Source organism: Candidatus Palauibacter sp., from assembly GCF_965216145.1.
In the GTDB taxonomy this organism is placed as follows: domain Bacteria; phylum Gemmatimonadota; class Gemmatimonadetes; order Palauibacterales; family Palauibacteraceae; genus Palauibacter.
Window position 1 is genome coordinate 3,150,138 of record NZ_OZ244149.1, and the last position, 17,319, is coordinate 3,167,456.

Sequence of the window (17,319 nt, forward strand, 5' to 3'; positions counted from 1 at the left end):
GGCCGTCGCCCGGCAAGTCGCGTGGGGTGCGGGGCGGGGTTATACTCGGGCGGCGGATCGCCGGCCTCGCCCGCAGTCGGGGGGACAGAGGGGGCGCGCGCGGTCCGGTTCCCCGCCCGTCGGCGCCTGTCGCGTAGGCCCGCGGCGCTTCCTGATTCCATTCGGAGTTGGACGATATGGACGAGCGAGACCGCATGCTGGAGAAGGCGCGGGAGGTGGGGCGCATCATCTCGCAGCTTCCGGAATACGCCTACCTGCGTGCGGCCCGCCGCGAGATCGACGCCGATCGCGAGGCGACGGAGATGCTCAACCGGATGCGGGATCTGCAGCAGGCGTTGATGCAGGCGATCAGTCGCGGCGAGACGGCGAGCGAGGAACAGGAGCGGGAGTTCGGGGACCTGCAGGAGAAGATCCAGACCAACGCCCGCTACCAGGCTTTCATCTCGTCCCAGGCGAACTTCGAGAAGCTCATGGACCGGGTTGACCACGCGATCGGCGAGGGGATCCGCAAGGGCGAGGAAAGCCGGATCATCCTCGCGACATGAAGGCGGTCCGCGATCTCGTAGAGCGCGGGCTCCGCGCCGTGTTCGAGCCGGTCATGGCCTGGCTCACGAAACGCCGCGTCCACCCCAACATCATCAGCCTGCTCGGCTTCCTCATCACGTGCAGTTCCGGCTACTTCTTCCACGAGCATCACGTGAGCACGGCCGGGTTCCTCATCCTGCTGGGTGGTGCGTTCGACCTGTTCGACGGGACGGTGGCGCGCCGAACCGGGCTCGCCTCCTCCTTCGGGGCCTTCTACGACTCGACGCTGGACCGGCTGTCCGAGATCGTCGTGTACCTGGGACTCCTCTCCCTCTACAACGACTATCGCCTCGAGCTGGGCGACGTGGGGATGATCTACTGGATCGTACTCGCGATGGCCGGCTCCCTGATGATCAGCTACACGCGGGCGCGCGCCGAGGCGCTGGGGATCGACTGCCATGTCGGCCTCATGCAGCGTCCGGAGCGGGTCATCCTGATCGGCTTCGCGGCGCTGATTTTCGGCGAAACCCCCATGTTCGGACACCAGGGTCTCGTCCTCAGAGTCGTGATCATCGTCCTCGCGATCCTGACCAACCTGACCGCCATTCAGCGCATCTGGTGGGTGTACCGCAACACGCGCCCCGATGGTGAGCCGCCGAGGACAACAGACTGAAAGACACGGAGTGAACCGCAATCGTGGACCCTGATAGATCACCCGAAACCATCGCCCCGGCCGAGGGGACGCTCGGCGTCCTTCTCGTCGGGCTCGGGGCGGTTTCCACCACCTTCATCGCCGGAGTGGAAGCCACACGCCGCGGACTGAACCGTCCGATCGGCTCCCTCACGCAGATGAGCACGATCCGGCTCGGCAAGCGGACCGAGAACCGGACCCCGCTGATCCGGGACTTCGTGCCGCTGGCGGAGCTGGACGATCTCGTGTTCGGCGCCTGGGACCCGATCCCCGACAACGCCTACGAGTCGGCCAAGGTGTGCGGCGTCCTCAGGCCGGAGGACGTCGACCCGCTGGCCGACTTCATGCGCGGGATCGAGCCCATGCCCGCGGCCTTCGACCGCGCCTACGTGAAGAAGCTCGACGGCCCCAACGTGAAGACGGGGGCGAACAAGCGTGAACTCGCCGAGCAACTGCGCGAGGACATCCGCCGGTTCAGGGAGGAGAAGGGGTGTGACCGCCTCGTGATCGTGTGGGCGGCGTCGACCGAGGTCTTCATGAAGCCGGGCCCGGCCCACGACTCCCTCGCGGCCTTCGAGCGGGCGATGGAGGAGAACGATCCCGCCATCGCGCCGTCGATGCTCTACGCCTGGGCCGCGCTCATGGAGGGCGTCCCGTTCGCCAACGGGGCGCCGAACCTGACCTGCGACATCCCGGCCCTCATCGACCTCGCGTCGGAGAAGGGGGTCTCGATCGGGGGGAAGGACTTCAAGACGGGCCAGACCCTGATGAAGACGATCCTCGCGCCGGGTCTCAAGGTGCGCATGCTGGGGCTCAACGGCTGGTTCTCGACCAACATCCTCGGGAACCGGGACGGCGAGGTGCTCGACGATCCCGAGAGCTTCAAGACGAAGGAGGAGTCGAAACTCGGCGCGCTCGAGTACATCCTGCAGCCGGAGATGTATCCGGACCTGTACGGCGACATGTATCACAAGGTGAGGATCAACTACTACCCGCCGCGGGGAGACAACAAGGAGGGGTGGGACAACCTCGACATCTTCGGGTGGATGGGGTACGAGATGCAGATCAAGATCGACTTCCTGTGCCGGGACTCGATCCTCGCGGCCCCGATCGTCCTCGACCTCGCGCTCTTCCTCGATCTCGCCGCGCGCGCCGGACTGTCGGGGATCCAGGAGTGGCTCTCGTTCTACTTCAAGGCGCCGCAGACGGCCCCCGGCCTCTACCCGGAGCACGACATCTTCATCCAGCACTGGAAGCTCAAGAACACGCTGCGCTGGCTGATGGGGGAAGGGCAGATCACCCACCTCGGCGTCGAATACTACGACTGAGATGGCTGCCGGAGCGCGGGCCGGCGGCGGGACCGACCGGGGGTGCTTCATCGCCTTCGAGGGACCGGAAGGCGCGGGGAAGTCACTGCAGATCGAGCGACTCTCCCGCCGGTTGTCGGAGTGTGGCGTCCCGTACGTCACGACGCGCGAGCCCGGCGGGACGGCGGCGGCCGAGGCGATCCGCGAGGTGATCCTCGAGCGACCGGAACTGCGCCTGGACGGGGTCGCCGAACTGCTCCTCTTCTCGGCTTCACGCCGCATGCATGTGGAGGAGATCATCCGTCCCGCGCTGGAGCGGGGAGATGTCGTGCTCTGCGACCGCTTCGAACTCTCCACGCGCGTATACCAGGGGTGCGCGCGGGGGGTGCCCGCGGAGACGATCCGGCGCGTGACCTCCGCCGCGACCGGAGGGCTTCTTCCGGACCTTTATGTCGTGCTCGACGTACCGGTGGAGGTGGGGATCGAGCGCGGGGAGGCGGACGGGGGGCCGCGCGACCGGATCGAACGGGAGGCGCGAGCGTTCATGGAGCGTGTGCGCGCGGGGTATCTGGAACTCGCCGCGCGCGATGAACGGATTGAGACCGTAGACGGGGTGGGCACGCCGGACGAGGTGGAACGGAGGGTCGGCTCGCTCGTCGCGCGCCGGTTCCCGAGCCGCTTCGGATGAAGGCGAGCTTTACCTGTGCGCAGCGGGGTGAAACATTGATCGTGGCGGCGCCAAGCCGCTCGAACCCAGCCGGCCCCTCGGTGTGGGCTGCCAGAATGGAGGACGCATGAGAGCGCAGCGATCCTGGACGACGGGAGTGTTGGTGGGCGTCATCGCCCTCACGACCGGCGGCTGGCTCATCAATCAGGGGGGGGCGACGGGCGCGGCCGAGAGCCGGAGGCTCCTCGAGGAAGTCCACCGTCTGGTCGCCAACCACTTCGTCGACGAGATATCGCCCGACGAGCTGTACCGGATGGCCATCGACGGGATGCTTGATAACCTCGGCGACCCGTATACGATTTACCTGGAACCCGAGGACTCGGAGCAGCTTCGCCTCACCACGACCGGGAACTACGGCGGGCTGGGGGTGCGGATCGAGGTCAAGGACGGCTGGATCACGGTCGTCCAGGTGCTTCCGAACTCGCCGGCGGTCCGGGAGGGACTCGAGGTCGGCGACCGCATCATCGAGGTCGAGGGCGAATCGGCCGAAGAGTGGTCCGTGGACAAGGCGGTCAACACGCTCCGCGGCGAGAGAGGGGAGCCGGTCAACATCACCATCGCGCGGGTGGGCGTCCGCCGGCCGCTCGCGATCCGCATGGTGCGCGACGTCATCCAGGTGCGGCAGGCGCAGGGCTTCATCCTGGACGACGGGATCGGGTACGTGGTGCTGCGGGGGTTCAGCCGCCAGGCGAAGGAGGAACTCGTCGAGACGCTCGACCGCCTCGTGGGCAACGGAGCGCGCGGGCTGATCCTCGATCTGCGGCGGAACCCGGGCGGGTTGCTGCCGGCGGGGATCGAGATCACGGACCTCTTCCTCGATCAGGGCCAGGAGATTGCGGAGACGCGCTCCCGCCTGCCGGACCAGAACCACGTCTTCCAGGCGTCCTCGGGCGACCGGTATACCGATGTCCCGCTCGTGGTCGTCGTCGATGGCCTCAGCGCGAGCGCCTCCGAGATTGTGGCGGGCGCCCTGCAGGACCATGACCGTGCCGTGCTCGTGGGGACAACGACCTTCGGCAAGGGCTCGGTCCAGACCCTGTATCACCTCTCGGGGAACAACAGCATGAAGGTCACGACGGCGCGCTGGTACACGCCGGCGGGGCGCTCGATCTCGAGGGACTTCAACCGCGAGAGCGCCCTGCGTGAGCTGGCGGCGAGCGCCGTGGCGATTTCCGGGGAGCCGGTGGCCGCGCCCTCCGAACCTGAAGAGCGGGAGGAGTTCCTCACGGAGAGCGGGAGGACGGTGTACGGCGGCGGGGGAATCACGCCGGATCTCGTCGTCTACCGTGACACGCTCTCGACGGACGAGCAGGAGTTGCGCCGCCTCGCTACAGGCTCGGGCGCGATTCCGAGGAACACCGTGTTCCGCTGGGCGGTGGAATACGCGCGGGAGCACGACTTCGGCGAGGGCTTCTCCGTCACGCAGGCGATGCGCGAGGAGGTCTGGTCCGCGCTCATGGCGGCGGGGGCCGAGGTGGAGCGGGAACTCTTCGACCGCTCGCAGACGTACGTTGACTGGCTCATCGCGGACGAACTCGCGGGGGCCGAATTCGGCGAGGTCCCCCAGCTCAAAAGTCGGGCGCAGCGCGACGCTCAGGTACGGATGGCCGTGCAACTCCTGCGAGAGGCGGATTCGCCGGAAGCCCTGCTCGCGGTCGCGGCCCGCGCCGCGGAGGAGCGGGCAGCCGAGGGCGCTTCGGGTGGTGCCTCGGGCGGGGGGCGCTAGCCCGGCTCGCCCGGAGGGCTGATCGGCTCGAGTGGCGGTACATCACGGGCGGACGACAATCCGCCGGAAGGTCAGGAGACGGACGATGAGCGAGCGCACGCGAAGGTCAGCCAGTATCGCGATGACGATGGCCGTGATGGCCATGGCGGCGTGCGCCAGCAGCGGCAGGCCGGGGACGTACACGCGGCTCGTCATCACCGGAGGCGAGATCCGGGAGGCGGGTTACGGCACGGCGTACGAGGCGCTCACCCACCACCGGGAGCTGATCATCTTCGAGGACCAGATCGGCTTCCGCGGCGGGAACGATGGCGTCGGGGTGTTCGGTCGGGCCACGCAGGAGTTCTATGTGCCGCTACTCGTAGTGGATGGGGACTTCAACCTGAACGACGAGATCACTACGCTGCGCCGGATACGGGCGGACGACATCGTCATGATTCGCCTGTACCGCCAGAGCATGGTCCCACCCCGATACCGGAGGCCGGGTGCCGAAGGCGGCGTGATCGAGGTCAGCACGCGGCCCGGCAGCGAGCGCGACTCGACGTAGCGGCCGTATCGACGCGACAGCCCCTCGGCTCCTCGTCTTCGGTCGCTTCCCGGAACCCGGCCACGTCAAGACGCGGCTGAGTCCCCGCCTCTCGCCGGCGGTCGCTGCCGCGTTGTACGAAGCGTTCCTCGACGATGCGATGAGACTCGGGCCGCCAGGGGTGGCCACGGAGTTGTGGGTGCCCGACCGGCCGGGCGCGGTCGAACGTCTGGGGGCGCGTTACCCGGCGGCCCGGGTCCGTCTCCAGCCCGAGGGTGCGCTGGGTGACCGCCTCGCGATGGCGTTCGCCCGCGCCTTCAGCGAGGGTGTGGGGCGCGCCGTCGCCATCGGGAGTGATCATCCGACCCTGCCGGCGGAGTTCGTCGCGCGTGCTTTCCGGGCTCTGGGGGGACGGCGTCTCGCGCTCGGGCCCACCCTCGACGGAGGGTACTATGCGATCGGCCTTTGTCGGACCGCATGGCCGGCGGCGGAGGGACTGTTCACCGACGCCCCCTGGTCGGAAGCCGCCCTCTGTGACTGGGCCCGCGCGAGGGCGGTGACGCTCGGGCTCCGGCACGCCGAGTTGCCGGATTGGTATGATGTGGATCGGCCGGAGGATCTCGTCCGCATGGAAGGTGACCTCCTCGAAGGCTCGGCGACCGCCCGGGCGTGGGCGCGACTGGGGCTGGCCCGCGGCGCCGCACCCGATCAGGAGGGTGACCGGTGAACCTGATTCGCGTCGATCTGGACCGCGCGGGGACTCCCGAATCGACGCATCTCGTGGCCGGCGTCGTCCACGAGATAGCCTCGGGGGGCAGCCGGTCGTTCGGGGACTCGAGGCTCACGGCCTTCTGGCGCTCTTCGATGAAGCCGTTCCAGGCGTTGCCGGTCGCGCGGTCGGGCGTGCTCGAGCGCCTGGGGCTGGGTACGGAGGCGCTCGCGCTGGCCTGCGCATCACACCACGGCATGCGACGCCACGTGGAGATCGCGAGGTCCGTCCTCGGGGCGTTGGGGCTGGACGAGGCGGCGCTGGTGTGCGGGCCGCACCGACCCTTCGACCCCGACGCGGCGAGCCGCCTGGACAGGGCGGGGCGGCTCCCGGACCGGATCCACAACAACTGTTCCGGGCAGCATGTGGCGCTGCTGGCGCTTGCCGTCGCAAACGGCTGGCCGGTCGAGAGCTATCACGAGCCGGATCAGCCGCTGCAGCACGCCATCCGTCGTGAACTCTCGGCCTGGCTGGGCGCGGACTGCGAGCGTCTGCCGTGGAGCATCGACGGGTGCGGGCTTCCGACGCCGGCCCTGTCGCTGAGCGAAATGGCCAGGGCCTACGCGGCGTTCGCGACCTCGCGCGAGTCTCCGGTCCGCGCCGTTGTCAGGGCGATGACGACGCACCCGACCTTGGTCTCGGGTCCGACGGCGTTGTCGGCGAACGTCATGCAGGCGACATCGGGCCGCGTGCTGGCGAAGGAGGGGGCCGAGGGTGTCTTCTGCCTCGCGAGTCCGGCGTCGGGTTGGGGCGCGGCCTTCAAGGTGCTCGATGGCGCCACGCGGCCGCTGGGCCCCGCGGTCGTGCACGCGCTCTCGACGCTGGTGCTTCTGGAGCCCGGGGAGGCGGAACGCCTTCGCGCGTTCGCACGGCCTTCGATTTCGAATACGCGCGGCGAGGAGGTGGCGGCGCTGGTGGTGGAAGACGATGGGGAATAGCGATCGCCTCGATCCCGGCGTGCGGGGGCTCGTGGGGCTCTCGGCCGCGCTGGCCGCGGCGGACGCCGGGGCCTGGCGAGAGGCGCTCCGTGTCGCGGCGCGGCACGCGAGTCGCGCCGAGGTCGAGGAGGTGCTGCTGCAGGCGCATCTCTTCGTCGGCTTCCCCATCGTGCTCAACGCGTTCGGCGTCTGGCGCGAAATGACGGCGGAGGGGGCCGGATCGAGCCGCGGTGACGCGGCGGCCCCGCCGGGCGGGGACGGGGCGAACGATTCGGCCGCCGCGGGCGAGGCGCTGTGCCGCGCCGTGTACGGGCGGTCCTACGAACGCCTGCGGAGGAACGTGGGGCGGCTGCACCCGGCCCTGGATCGCTGGATCGTGGAGGATGGATACGGCAGGACGCTCTCCCGTCCGGGGCTCTCGGTGGAGACTCGGGAACTATGTATCGTGGCGCTGCTGGCCGCGGCGGGGCACGAGGCGCAGCTCCGGGCTCACCTGCGCGGAGCCCTGAACGTGGGCGCCGCCGCGGAGCACGTAGAGGCGGCTCTCGGCATCGGCATCGAGACGGCGCGGGGGGCCGGGGGGCGGGGAGCGGAACCGGACCGCCTGTGGGAGATGTGGGCGGAAGCGGGAAGTCGAGTGGAGAAGAGATCGTGTTCGTCGACGTAGCGCGAATCCATGTGACCGGGGGCGCGGGGGGCGCCGGCGCCGTCGCCTTCCGGCGTGAGAGGGGCGTACCGCGCGGAGGTCCGTCCGGCGCCAGAGGCGGCGACGGAGGTGATGTCGTCCTCGTCGCGGACGGGCGGCTCGACACGCTGCTCGACTACTCCTACCGGGAGCACTACAGAGCGCGCCGCGCCTCCCACGGCGAGGGCGGCAACCGGGTTGGCGCGTCGGGGGAGGACCTGCGCCTGCCTGTGCCGCTCGGCACGCTGGTGCGAGATGTCGAGACCGGGGGGCGGATCGGCGAGCTGCTGGACGAGGGCGATGAACTCGTCGTCGCCAGGGGGGGACGGGGCGGGCGGGGCAACGCGAGCTTCGCTTCGCCGACCCACCAGGCCCCGCGCGAGTGGGAACCCGGGGAATGGGGCGAAGAGCGGCACATCGAGCTGGAACTAAAGCTCATCGCCGATGTGGGTCTCGTCGGCGAACCGAACGCCGGGAAGTCGACGCTCCTGGCCCGGGTGACGGCGGCGCGGCCCAGGGTCGCGGACTACCCGTTCACGACGCTCACGCCCAATCTCGGGGTTGTGGGGTTGAGCGACAGCCGCTCCTTCGTGATGGCGGACATTCCCGGGATCATCGAAGGGGCGCACGAGGGCCGCGGGCTGGGGACGCAGTTCCTCCGCCACATCGAGCGCACGCGCACGCTCGCGCTCCTCGTGTCCGTCGACGACGCGGATCCGCAGGCGACGTACGACCTGCTTCGTGAGGAACTCCGGGGGCACGACGCCGCGCTGGCCGGCATCTCGCACTGCGTCCTGCTGACGAAGTCCGATCTCCGTCCGCCCGACGCGGACGTAGCGGTCGACGCCCCGGAGAGCTGGGGCCAGTTCGAGATCTCGTCGGTGACGGGGGCGGGGATCGCGAAGGTCCTCGAGAGCCTGTGGGCGCGCGTCCAGATCGAGAAGAAAGCGTTGCGGGAGGCCGAGGAACCGGACCCGCTGGAAGGGGCCGCGACATGGCGCCCGTAGAGCGCGAGCTGCTGGCCCTCATCGTGCTCTCGCGCGTTCCGGGTCTCGGGTTTCGTACCGTCCGGCGGCTGGTGGACCGCTACGGCGGCGCGGCGGCGGCGCTTCGGGCCGTGCGGGCCGCGGCGCCGGACGAGTTGCGGCGGGTGTGCGGTCGTCCCATCCCGACCGGGAAGGCGACGCGGGCGCTGGGGCCGGCCGCCGTCGAGCGTGCCCGGGGGCTCCTCCGGGCGGCGCGGGCGAAGGGACTCGGCGTCGTCGGCTACGGCGGCGCGGCGTACCCGGCTGGGCTGCGCGATCTGCCCGACCCCCCGCCCGTCCTCTTCTCGCGCGGGAGCCTCCCGTCCGACCCCGACCGGGCGGTCGCCGTGGTCGGGACGCGGGCGGCCTCCTCCTACGGCCTCCGGACGGCCTACACGCTGGGCCGCGAACTCGGGCGCTGGGGCTGGACGGTGGTCAGCGGGATGGCGCGGGGCATCGATGCGGCGGCCCACGCGGGGGCGCTGGACGCGGGCGGCCATTCCACCGGCGTCCTCGGCACGGGTCACGACCACGAGTATCCCGCCGAGAACCGCGACCTGTACGGGCGGATGCGGGCGCGGGGCCTGCTGCTGAGCGAGTTCGAACCGGGCGCGCCGCCCACGCGGGCGGCCTTCCCCCGCCGCAACCGGGTGATCGCCGCCCTGGCGCGCGGGGTCATCGTGGTCGAGGCCGGCGGGAAGAGCGGCGCTCTCAACACCGCGGACCATGCGCTCGACCTGGGCCGCGAGGTGCTGGCCGTGCCGGGGCGGATCGACGATCCGGGCGCGGCCGGGTGTCTGCGGCTGCTGCGGCAGGGCGCGGGGTTGGTGGCGGGCGTCCAGGACGTGTTCGACGCGCTCGGGTGGCTCCACGTCGCGGCGGACGGGGGGCCGGGCTCCGGCGACGACGGCGGGTCCACGCAGCCGGAGGGCGAGGCGGCGGCGTCGCCCGACATGGAACTGCTCCGGGCCCTGACCCGGGGACCGCGGTCGCCGGACGAACTGGCCGTCGGCCTCGAGCTGCCGGTCGCGCGCGTCCTGCGTGGACTCGGCCGTCTCGAACTCGAAGGCTGGGTCGAGCGCAGGCCGGGCGGGAACTTCTCGGCCGTGCGGCGTCCGGCGCGGCGCTGATGCCCGGCGACCCGGTCGCCGCGGACCGGGCGGCGGCCGGGCCCGGCTTCCCCTGGGCCGTGCCGTCCGGCGCCGCGCAGCCCCGCGCCGCGTCGCGCGCCCCCGGCCCGCCCCGCTCACTCTACGTGCATTTTCCCTTCTGCGCCCACCGCTGCCACTACTGCGACTTCTCGGTGAAGCGGGCGGCCGCGCCCCCCGTCGGGCGCTGGCTGTCCGCCATCGAGCGCGAACTGACCTGGTGGTTCGAGCGCGGCGGCTGGGAGGCCGGCACCGTACTCGACACGATCTTCGTTGGAGGAGGGACTCCGTCGCTGCTGGGCGCCGCGGGGATGGAGGAACTCGCGGAACGAATCGCCGCCTGGTTCCGGGTCGATCCGCGCCACACCGAGTGGACGGTCGAGGCGAACCCCGCCTCGTTCGATGTGGATCTCGGGATGCGGTGGCGGGTGGCGGGGGTGAGCCGGCTGAGCCTCGGCGTTCAGGCGTTCGACGATGCGGTCCTCGCGTGGCTGGGGCGGCTGCACGACCGCCGGCGCGCGATGGAAGCCGTCCGCGAGGTGAAGGCTGCGGGCTTCGACGGCGTGAGCCTGGATCTGCTGTTCGGTCTTCCTCCGGAGGTGACGCGGGATCTCGCGGCGGAGGTGGAGACGGCGGTCTCGCTCGGCGTTTCGCACGTGAGTCTCTACGGTCTCACGGTCGAGCCTCGCACGCCGCTCGCCGAGTGGATCCGGCTGGGCCGCGTCCGTGCGCCGGACGAGAACCGTTACGCGGCCGAGTACCGCCTCCTGTCCGGCGGCCTGCGGGCGGCGGGGTACGACCACTACGAGGTGTCGAACTTCGCCCGGCCGGGAGCCCAGTGTCGGCATAACTGGGCGTACTGGAACCGAACATCGTATCTTGCCGTCGGCCCGTCGGCGCACGGGTTCCTCCCACCTGTCCGCAGCTGGAACGTCTTTCACTGGGATCGGTATGAACGCGCCCTCGACGCCGGTCGCGGCCCGCTCGACGGGTGGGAACGCGTGGGGGCGGCGGAGGAGGAGCTGGAACGGATCTGGCTGGATCTCCGTACTCAACGCGGAATCGGGCCGGGCGGGCCCCGCCTCGAACGATGGACCGAAGCGGGCTGGCTGGAGGAACGGAACGGACGCTGGGTGGCGACGATCGAGGGCTGGCTCCGCCTGGATGCGATCGTCGCCGAACTCGCGGGCGCCGAGGGACGATGACCCTCCCGACACTGACAGAACGCGAACAGGCCGTCCTCTCGGCGGTGATCGACTCGTTCGTCCGCACCGCCGCTCCGGCCGGCTCGCGGAGGATCGGAAAGGACTACGGGCTCGGTGTTTCTGCGGCGACGATCCGCAACACGATGGCCGACCTGGAAGGCAAGGGGCTGCTGACCCATCCCTACACCTCGGCCGGTCGCCTGCCCACGGACCTCGCGTACCGATACTACGTGAACGCCCTCATGCAGTGGGGGAGGATCCGCAGACGCGACCGGGCGAAGATCGAACGCGAGTTCCGCGATGTCGAGGTCGGCGGCGTCGAGGACCTGGTGAGCAAGGCGGCGCGCGTGCTGAGCCTCCTCACCGGCGAACTCGGGCTCGCCGTCGGCCCCACGCTCGCGAAGGCCACGCTCGAGCGGCTCGAACTCGTGTCCGTCTCGAGCGAGAAGGTGCTGCTCGTGTTCACGATCGAGTCCGGTGTCGTCCGCACGGTCTACGTGGATGTGACGACGCGCGTCCCGCGCGAGACGCTCCATGCCGTGTCGCAGGCGCTGAACGAACGGCTGGCGGGGAGCACGATATCCGAGATCCAGGCGACGCTGCGCGAGCGGCTGGGGGACCTGCGCTTCGATAGCGAGGGCGCGGACCAACTCATGAACATCTTCGTGCACAGCGGCCCCGATATCTTCGACTGGGCCCGGCGGGAGCGCGACGTGCACCTCGGGAGCACGGCGGCCCTCGCCGAGCAGCCGGAGTTCACGACGAGCGAGCGGCTTCGCCAGCTCATCCTGCTGACCGAGCGTCGGGAATTGCTCGCGACCGTGCTCGGGGACCGCGGCGGCTCGGACGGCCCGCACGTGACGATCGGCACCGAGCACGGACAGCCCGAACTCGAGGATCTGACGATCGTCACGGCCAACTATTCCGTCGGGAGCCTGCAGGGGACGGTCGGAGTGATCGGCCCGACCCGAATGCCGTATGAGAAGGTCGTCTCGATCGTAGACTGGACGTCCTCCCTCCTCACACGTCTCACCCCATGACGAACTCCCCTACCCGCGGAGACGAGACCCGCACATGAGCCGGGACTACTACGAATTGCTCGGCGTGTCGCGCGACGCGGACGCGGCCGAGCTGAAGAAGGCATACCGCCGCCTCGCCATGAAGTATCACCCGGACCGCAACGACGCCCCCGATGCGGAGGAGCGATTCAAGGAGGTGACCGAGGCGTGGGAGGTGCTGAGAGATCCCGGCAAACGGGATCTCTACGACCGCTACGGAGAGGCGGGTGTGCGGCGCGGCGGCGGAGGCGAGGCGCCGTTCTCGGGCTTCGGCAGCTTCTCGGACGCCTTCGACGTGTTCATGCGCGAGTTCGGCGGCGGGAGCTTCGGCAGCGAGGGCTTCGGCGGCGGGTTCGGCGACATGTTCACGCAAGCGTCCCCGAACCAGCTCCGGCGCGGCTCCACGCTGAAGGTCTCCGTGAACATCACGCTGGAGGAGGCGGCGAAGGGGGCCAAGCGTTCCCTGCGCATCTCGGTGCTGGAGCACTGCGAGCGCTGCGAAGCCACCGGCGCCGAACCGGGTACCGAGGCCATCACCTGCGAGACGTGCCGCGGCGCGGGCGAACTGCGCATGGTCCAGAGGTCCATGCTGGGACAGTTCGTGTCGGTGCGGCCGTGCGCCCACTGCGGCGGCGAGGGGACCCGGGTCGCGGCCGAGTGCGCCGACTGCCGCCGGAGCGGGCGGGTACGGGTCGAGCGGTCGATCGAGATCGAGATTCCCGCCGGCATCTCGTCGGATGATTACCTGAAGCTGCGGGGACGCGGGAACGTGGGCCTGCGCGGCGGTCCGCCCGGCGACCTCATCGTGGGCGTGGAGGTCGACCCGCACGACCGCTTCGAGCGGAGGGGGGACGATCTTCTCCTCGATCTGCCGATCACCTTCTCGCAGGCGGCCCTCGGCGTCGAGATGGAAGTGCCGACGATCCTCGGGCAGGCCCGGCTCAGCGTGCCCGAGGGCATCCAGGCCGGACAGGTGCTGAGGCTGCGCGGACAGGGGATGCCGAAGTTGCGTGCCGCGGGCCGGGGAGACCAGCTCGTGCGCGTACACACCTGGACGCCGAGCGGGCTCTCCCACCGGCAGCGGGAGAGCCTCGAGTCGCTCCGGGAGATCGAGGACGCGCCGCCGGAGCCGCGCCGTGGTGAGGATCCGAGTTTCTGGGAGCGCGTGAAGGCGGCGTTTACGGCGTAGCGGCCGCGATGGGCTGATCCGCCATCCGCGCTTCCAGGCTCGCCAGAAGCCGGTCGAAGGGGACGGCGAATTTCTCCACGCCCTCGGCGAGCAGCTGATCGGTCACGGCGTCGAGGTCGATCCCGACCGCCGCCAGCCGTTCCATCGTGCGCCTCGCCTCGTCGACTCCCTCGCCCAGGGTGCCTGCCGCCGTGCCGTGGTCCATGAAGGCGTCGATCGTCTTCTCGGGCAGCGTATTCACCGTGAGGTCGCCGATCAGCGGCTCCACGTACTTCACGTCGGAATAGCACGGGTCCTTGGTGCTCGTGCTCGCCCACAGCATCCGCTGCGGATGGGCGCCGTGGCGGGCCAGGCGGGCCCACCGATCGGTCCCGAGCCGTCGAGTGAAGGAGCGGTACGCGAGCTTCGCGTTGGCGATGGCGGCCTCCCCCAGCAGCGTCCGGAAGCGGGCGGCATCGCTCCCCGCCGCGTCAGCCAGGGCATGGAGCCGCTTGTCGATCAGGGCGTCGATCCGGCTCACGAAGAAGCTGGCCACCGACGCGATTCCCTCGACGGAGCGCCCGGCCTCGATCCGCTGCTCCAGCGCCTCCATGTGCGCTTCCGCGACCGCCTCGTAGGCGGTGATCGAGAAGAGGAGCGTGACGTTCACGTTCACGCCCTCGAACAGCGCCTGCCGGATGGCGGGGACGCCGGCGGGGGTCCCCGGGATCTTGATCATCACGTTCCCGCGACCGACGGCGTCGAAGAGGCGGCGTGCCTCCTCCACAGTCCGTTCCGTGTCGTCCGCCAGATGCGGGGAAACCTCGAGCGACACGTACCCGTCGACGCACCCCGAACTCTCCCAGACCCCGCGCAGGATGTCGCAGGCGCCCTGAACGTCGGCGATCGTGAGCCGGTCGTAGACTTCCTCGACGCCGAGGCCGGCGGCGGAACAGCGCGCAATATCCTCGTCGTACTGGTCGCTGCCGGTGATCGCGTTGTGGAAGATGGCGGGATTGGAGGTCACGCCCCTCAGCCCCTCGGCCTCGACCCGGCGCGCGAGCTTTCCGTCGACCACCATCCCCCGGGTCAGGTTGTCGAGCCAGTAGCTCTGCCCGTGTTGCTGGAGCTGAAGCAGCGCGCTCATCTCTCTCCGCCTCCCCTCATGTGACGAGCCTCGATGTCGAGGACCTTGTCGAGCCGGCGTCGGTGCCGCGGCTCGGCCGAGAATTCCGCCGTCAGAAACGCTTCCGTGATGGCCCGCGCGAGTGCGATGCCGATCACCCGCTCGCCCAGGCAGAGGACGTTCATGTCGTCGTGGTCGACCCCCTGCGCTGCGGAGTAGGTGTCGTGGCACACGCCGGCCCGCACCCCGGGCACCTTGTTGGCGGCGATGCACACACCTACCGCGGAGCCGCACACCACGATGCCGCGCTCCACCTCGCCGGAGGCCACACGCTCCGCTACGGCCCGCGCGAAGTCGGGATAGTCGACCGAGTCGGTGCCGTGCGTGCCCACATCGACGATATCGTGCCCCGCCGCGCGAAGCTCGGCAGCGAGGGTGTCCTTGTAGCCGACGCCCGCGTGATCCGCGCCGAGCGCGAGCCTCACGGGGAATTCCGAGGCGCGAGCCGGGCGAGGGCGCGCTCCACGAGCGCCGTCGCCGTGAACCCGAAGTGCTCGAAGTTGTCGGCCGCCGAGGCGGACTGGCCGAAGCGGTCGATCCCGATCACCGCGCCATCCGTGCCGACCCACTCCGTCCAGCCGAGCGTCGCACCGGCTTCGATCGCAAGACGTGGGACGCCCGGCGGGAGGACCTGATCGCGGTATTCCGGCGTCTGGGCGCGGAACAGCTCCCAGCTGGGGAATGAAACGACGCGCGCGGGCACACCCTGCGCTTCGAGGCGTTCCGCCGCTTCGACCGCCACCTGCAGCTCCGAGCCGCTGCCCAGGAGCACGACCCGGAGGTCGCCGGATTCGGGCCGCAGAACGTAGCCTCCCCGCGGTACGCCGTCGCGGGCCGCCCCGGCCGCGCGGGCGAGGTGGGCGACCTTCTGCCGGGTGAGGACGAGGATCGTCGGTCCGTCGCTTCGCTCGATGGCGACGCGCCACGCGTGGACCGTCTCCTCCGGGTCCCCGGGCCGGAGCACGACCACCCCCGGCATGGCGCGGAAGGAGGCGAGGTGCTCTACGGGCTGGTGCGTGGGGCCGTCCGCCCCGAGCCCGATCGAGTCGTGCGTCATCACGTAGATGTTCGGGAGTTCCATCAGCGCGGCGAGCCGCATCGCCGGCCGGGCGTAGTCCGTGAAGGTGAAGAAGGTGGCGACGTAGGGTCGCACCGCGCCGTGCAGCATGAGCCCGTTCGCGATCGAGGCCATCGCGTGCTCGCGGATCCCCCAGCGGAGGTTCCGGCCCTCCGGGCTCCGTCGCGAGAAGTTCGGCGAGTCGATGAGGGTGTTGTTGGAGCCCGAGAGGTCGGCGCTCCCTCCGATCAGTTCGGGGAGACGGGGGGCCAGGGCGCCGAGAACGCGGCCCGAGGCGGCGCGCGTGGCGATGGGCGCGTCGTCCGGGCTGAACTCCGGGAGGTCGTCGTCCCACGCCTCGGGGAGCGCGGATTGCACGCGTCGCTCGAGTTCCGCCGCGAGTTCCGGGTGTTCGGCCCGGTAGCGTTCGAAGCGTTCGGCCCACTCGGCGGCCAGCGCCTCGCCGCGGGCGACCTGCCGTCCCATGTGCCGGCGGACCGCGTCGGGGACGAGGAAGGGCGGCTCCGGCGGCCAGCCGTACGCCTCCTTCGTGAGCCGGATCTCCTCTTCTCCCAGCGGAGCGCCGTGCGCCGCGGCCGTATCCTGCTTGTTCGGGGCTCCGTACCCGATATGGGATCGCACGATGATGAGCGACGGGCGCTCCTCGACGGTCCTCGCCTCCTCGATCGCCGCATCCAGTGCCGCGAGGTCGTTCGCGTCGTCGACCCGCTGTACGTGCCAGCCCAGCGACTCGAACCGTCCGCATACGTCTTCGGAGAAGGCGAGGTCGCTGTCGCCATCGATCGTGATCCGATTGTCGTCGTAGAGCCAGAGAAGTTTGCCCAGACCGAGATGGCCGGCGAGCGAGGCCGCTTCGTACGAGACGCCCTCCATCAGGTCGCCGTCGCTGCAGATGACGTAGGTCCGGTGGTCGACGATCGCGTGCCCCGGCCGGTTGAACACCGCGGCGAGATGGGTCTCGGCGATCGCCATCCCGACGGAGTTCGCGACGCCCTGGCCGAGGGGGCCGGTCGTCGTCTCGACACCGGCCACGAGTCCGTGTTCGGGGTGGCCCGCCGTCCGGCTCCCGGCCCTCCGAAAGCTGCGGATCTCCTCGAGCGGGAGGGCGTACCCCGTGAGGTGGAGCGCGGCGTACTGGAGGATCGCGGCGTGGCCCGCCGACAGCACGAAACGGTCCCGGCCGAACCAGGAGGGATCGCCCGGGCTGTAGCGCATGTGCCGCATCCAGAGGGTGTACGCCACCGGGGCGAGCGCCATCGCCGTGCCGGGATGCCCGGAGCCGGCCCGCTGAACGGCGTCCATGGCGAGGGTGCGAATCGTGTCGACGGACTGCGATACGACGGGAGGGTCGGAGGTGGGAGCGGCGGTCACGGGATCGGCTTCGGCCATCGTCGATTCGTTCAACAGCCCCTCGCGCGAGATGAGTCGATCCGCAGACCACGGACGGGTTCGGCGGAGCGAACATAGGCCGCCGGCGAGTGGTGGAAAACCCTGCGCGCGGGACGTGGCCCGGTCGGTGGCGAGGGGCCGCGCGCGGCGGCTACGTTACCAGTGTGAGCG

At 70.4% G+C, this 17,319-nt stretch carries 17 protein-coding genes; 14 read left to right on the forward strand and 3 right to left on the reverse strand.

What is annotated here, in order from left to right; translation table 11 throughout:
* Positions 1–176 precede the first annotated feature (176 nt).
* The 14 genes from ACOOHF_RS13370 to dnaJ all read left to right on the forward strand — a co-directional run bounded on the left by ACOOHF_RS13370 (position 177) and on the right by dnaJ (position 13,516).
* The gene (locus tag ACOOHF_RS13370) at positions 177–545 is read left to right on the forward strand and encodes a YlbF family regulator (protein WP_419935332.1); all 369 of its coding nucleotides are present in this window, start codon (positions 177–179) and stop codon (positions 543–545) included.
* The gene (locus tag ACOOHF_RS13375; protein WP_419935333.1) at positions 542–1,198 is read left to right on the forward strand and encodes a CDP-alcohol phosphatidyltransferase family protein; all 657 of its coding nucleotides are present in this window, start codon (positions 542–544) and stop codon (positions 1,196–1,198) included. The genes ACOOHF_RS13370 and ACOOHF_RS13375 overlap by 4 nt, the downstream gene beginning before the upstream one ends.
* 23 nt (positions 1,199–1,221) lie before the next feature.
* A complete protein-coding gene (locus ACOOHF_RS13380; RefSeq protein WP_420462094.1) occupies positions 1,222–2,544 on the forward strand; it encodes an inositol-3-phosphate synthase in 1,323 nt (440 codons plus the stop codon).
* A gap of 1 nt (position 2,545) precedes the next feature.
* Positions 2,546–3,211 carry a dTMP kinase gene (gene tmk, locus ACOOHF_RS13385; protein ID WP_419935334.1) on the forward strand — a complete coding sequence of 222 codons (666 nt, stop codon included), beginning with the start codon at positions 2,546–2,548 and terminating at the stop codon, positions 3,209–3,211.
* A 106-nt stretch (positions 3,212–3,317) separates the two neighbouring features.
* Positions 3,318–4,976: a S41 family peptidase gene (locus ACOOHF_RS13390; protein ID WP_420462095.1), complete on the forward strand. Its 1,659-nt coding sequence runs from the start codon at positions 3,318–3,320 to the stop codon at positions 4,974–4,976.
* Between the two features lie 85 nt (positions 4,977–5,061).
* Entirely contained in the window at positions 5,062–5,520 is a 459-nt protein-coding gene (locus ACOOHF_RS13395; protein WP_420462096.1) for a hypothetical protein, read from the forward strand.
* Between the two features lie 7 nt (positions 5,521–5,527).
* Positions 5,528–6,226 carry a TIGR04282 family arsenosugar biosynthesis glycosyltransferase gene (locus ACOOHF_RS13400; protein WP_420464370.1) on the forward strand — a complete coding sequence of 233 codons (699 nt, stop codon included), beginning with the start codon at positions 5,528–5,530 and terminating at the stop codon, positions 6,224–6,226.
* Positions 6,223–7,206 (forward strand): asparaginase, encoded by a 984-nt coding sequence (locus ACOOHF_RS13405; RefSeq protein ID WP_420462097.1) that lies wholly within the window; start codon positions 6,223–6,225, stop codon positions 7,204–7,206. Before ACOOHF_RS13400 ends, ACOOHF_RS13405 begins: the two co-directional genes overlap by 4 nt.
* Complete coding sequence (locus ACOOHF_RS13410; RefSeq protein ID WP_419935338.1) at positions 7,196–7,873, forward strand: carboxymuconolactone decarboxylase family protein; 678 nt, start codon at positions 7,196–7,198, stop codon at positions 7,871–7,873. Before ACOOHF_RS13405 ends, ACOOHF_RS13410 begins: the two co-directional genes overlap by 11 nt.
* Positions 7,858–8,898: a GTPase ObgE gene (gene obgE, locus ACOOHF_RS13415; protein ID WP_419935339.1), complete on the forward strand. Its 1,041-nt coding sequence runs from the start codon at positions 7,858–7,860 to the stop codon at positions 8,896–8,898. Before ACOOHF_RS13410 ends, obgE begins: the two co-directional genes overlap by 16 nt.
* Positions 8,886–10,046, forward strand: coding sequence for a DNA-processing protein DprA (dprA, locus tag ACOOHF_RS13420; RefSeq protein ID WP_419935340.1), 1,161 nt, complete (start codon positions 8,886–8,888; stop codon positions 10,044–10,046). The genes obgE and dprA overlap by 13 nt, the downstream gene beginning before the upstream one ends.
* On the forward strand, positions 10,046–11,269 hold the full coding sequence (gene hemW / locus ACOOHF_RS13425; protein ID WP_419935341.1) for a radical SAM family heme chaperone HemW: 1,224 nt from the start codon (positions 10,046–10,048) through the stop codon (positions 11,267–11,269). Before dprA ends, hemW begins: the two co-directional genes overlap by 1 nt.
* Positions 11,266–12,309 carry a heat-inducible transcriptional repressor HrcA gene (gene hrcA / locus ACOOHF_RS13430; RefSeq protein WP_419935342.1) on the forward strand — a complete coding sequence of 348 codons (1,044 nt, stop codon included), beginning with the start codon at positions 11,266–11,268 and terminating at the stop codon, positions 12,307–12,309. Before hemW ends, hrcA begins: the two co-directional genes overlap by 4 nt.
* 34 nt (positions 12,310–12,343) lie before the next feature.
* Entirely contained in the window at positions 12,344–13,516 is a 1,173-nt protein-coding gene (gene dnaJ / locus ACOOHF_RS13435) for a molecular chaperone DnaJ (protein WP_419935343.1), read from the forward strand.
* Here dnaJ and tal read toward each other — a convergent pair.
* The 3 genes from tal to tkt are packed head-to-tail and all read right to left on the reverse strand — an operon-like array spanning position 13,506 to position 17,148.
* Positions 13,506–14,642 (reverse strand): transaldolase, encoded by a 1,137-nt coding sequence (gene tal / locus ACOOHF_RS13440; RefSeq protein ID WP_419935344.1) that lies wholly within the window; start codon positions 14,640–14,642, stop codon positions 13,506–13,508. The genes dnaJ and tal overlap by 11 nt on opposite strands.
* Positions 14,639–15,106: a ribose 5-phosphate isomerase B gene (gene rpiB, locus ACOOHF_RS13445; protein ID WP_419935345.1), complete on the reverse strand. Its 468-nt coding sequence runs from the start codon at positions 15,104–15,106 to the stop codon at positions 14,639–14,641. The genes tal and rpiB overlap by 4 nt, the downstream gene beginning before the upstream one ends.
* The gene (tkt, locus tag ACOOHF_RS13450; protein ID WP_420464371.1) at positions 15,103–17,148 is read right to left on the reverse strand and encodes a transketolase; all 2,046 of its coding nucleotides are present in this window, start codon (positions 17,146–17,148) and stop codon (positions 15,103–15,105) included. The genes rpiB and tkt overlap by 4 nt, the downstream gene beginning before the upstream one ends.
* Positions 17,149–17,319 lie beyond the last annotated feature (171 nt).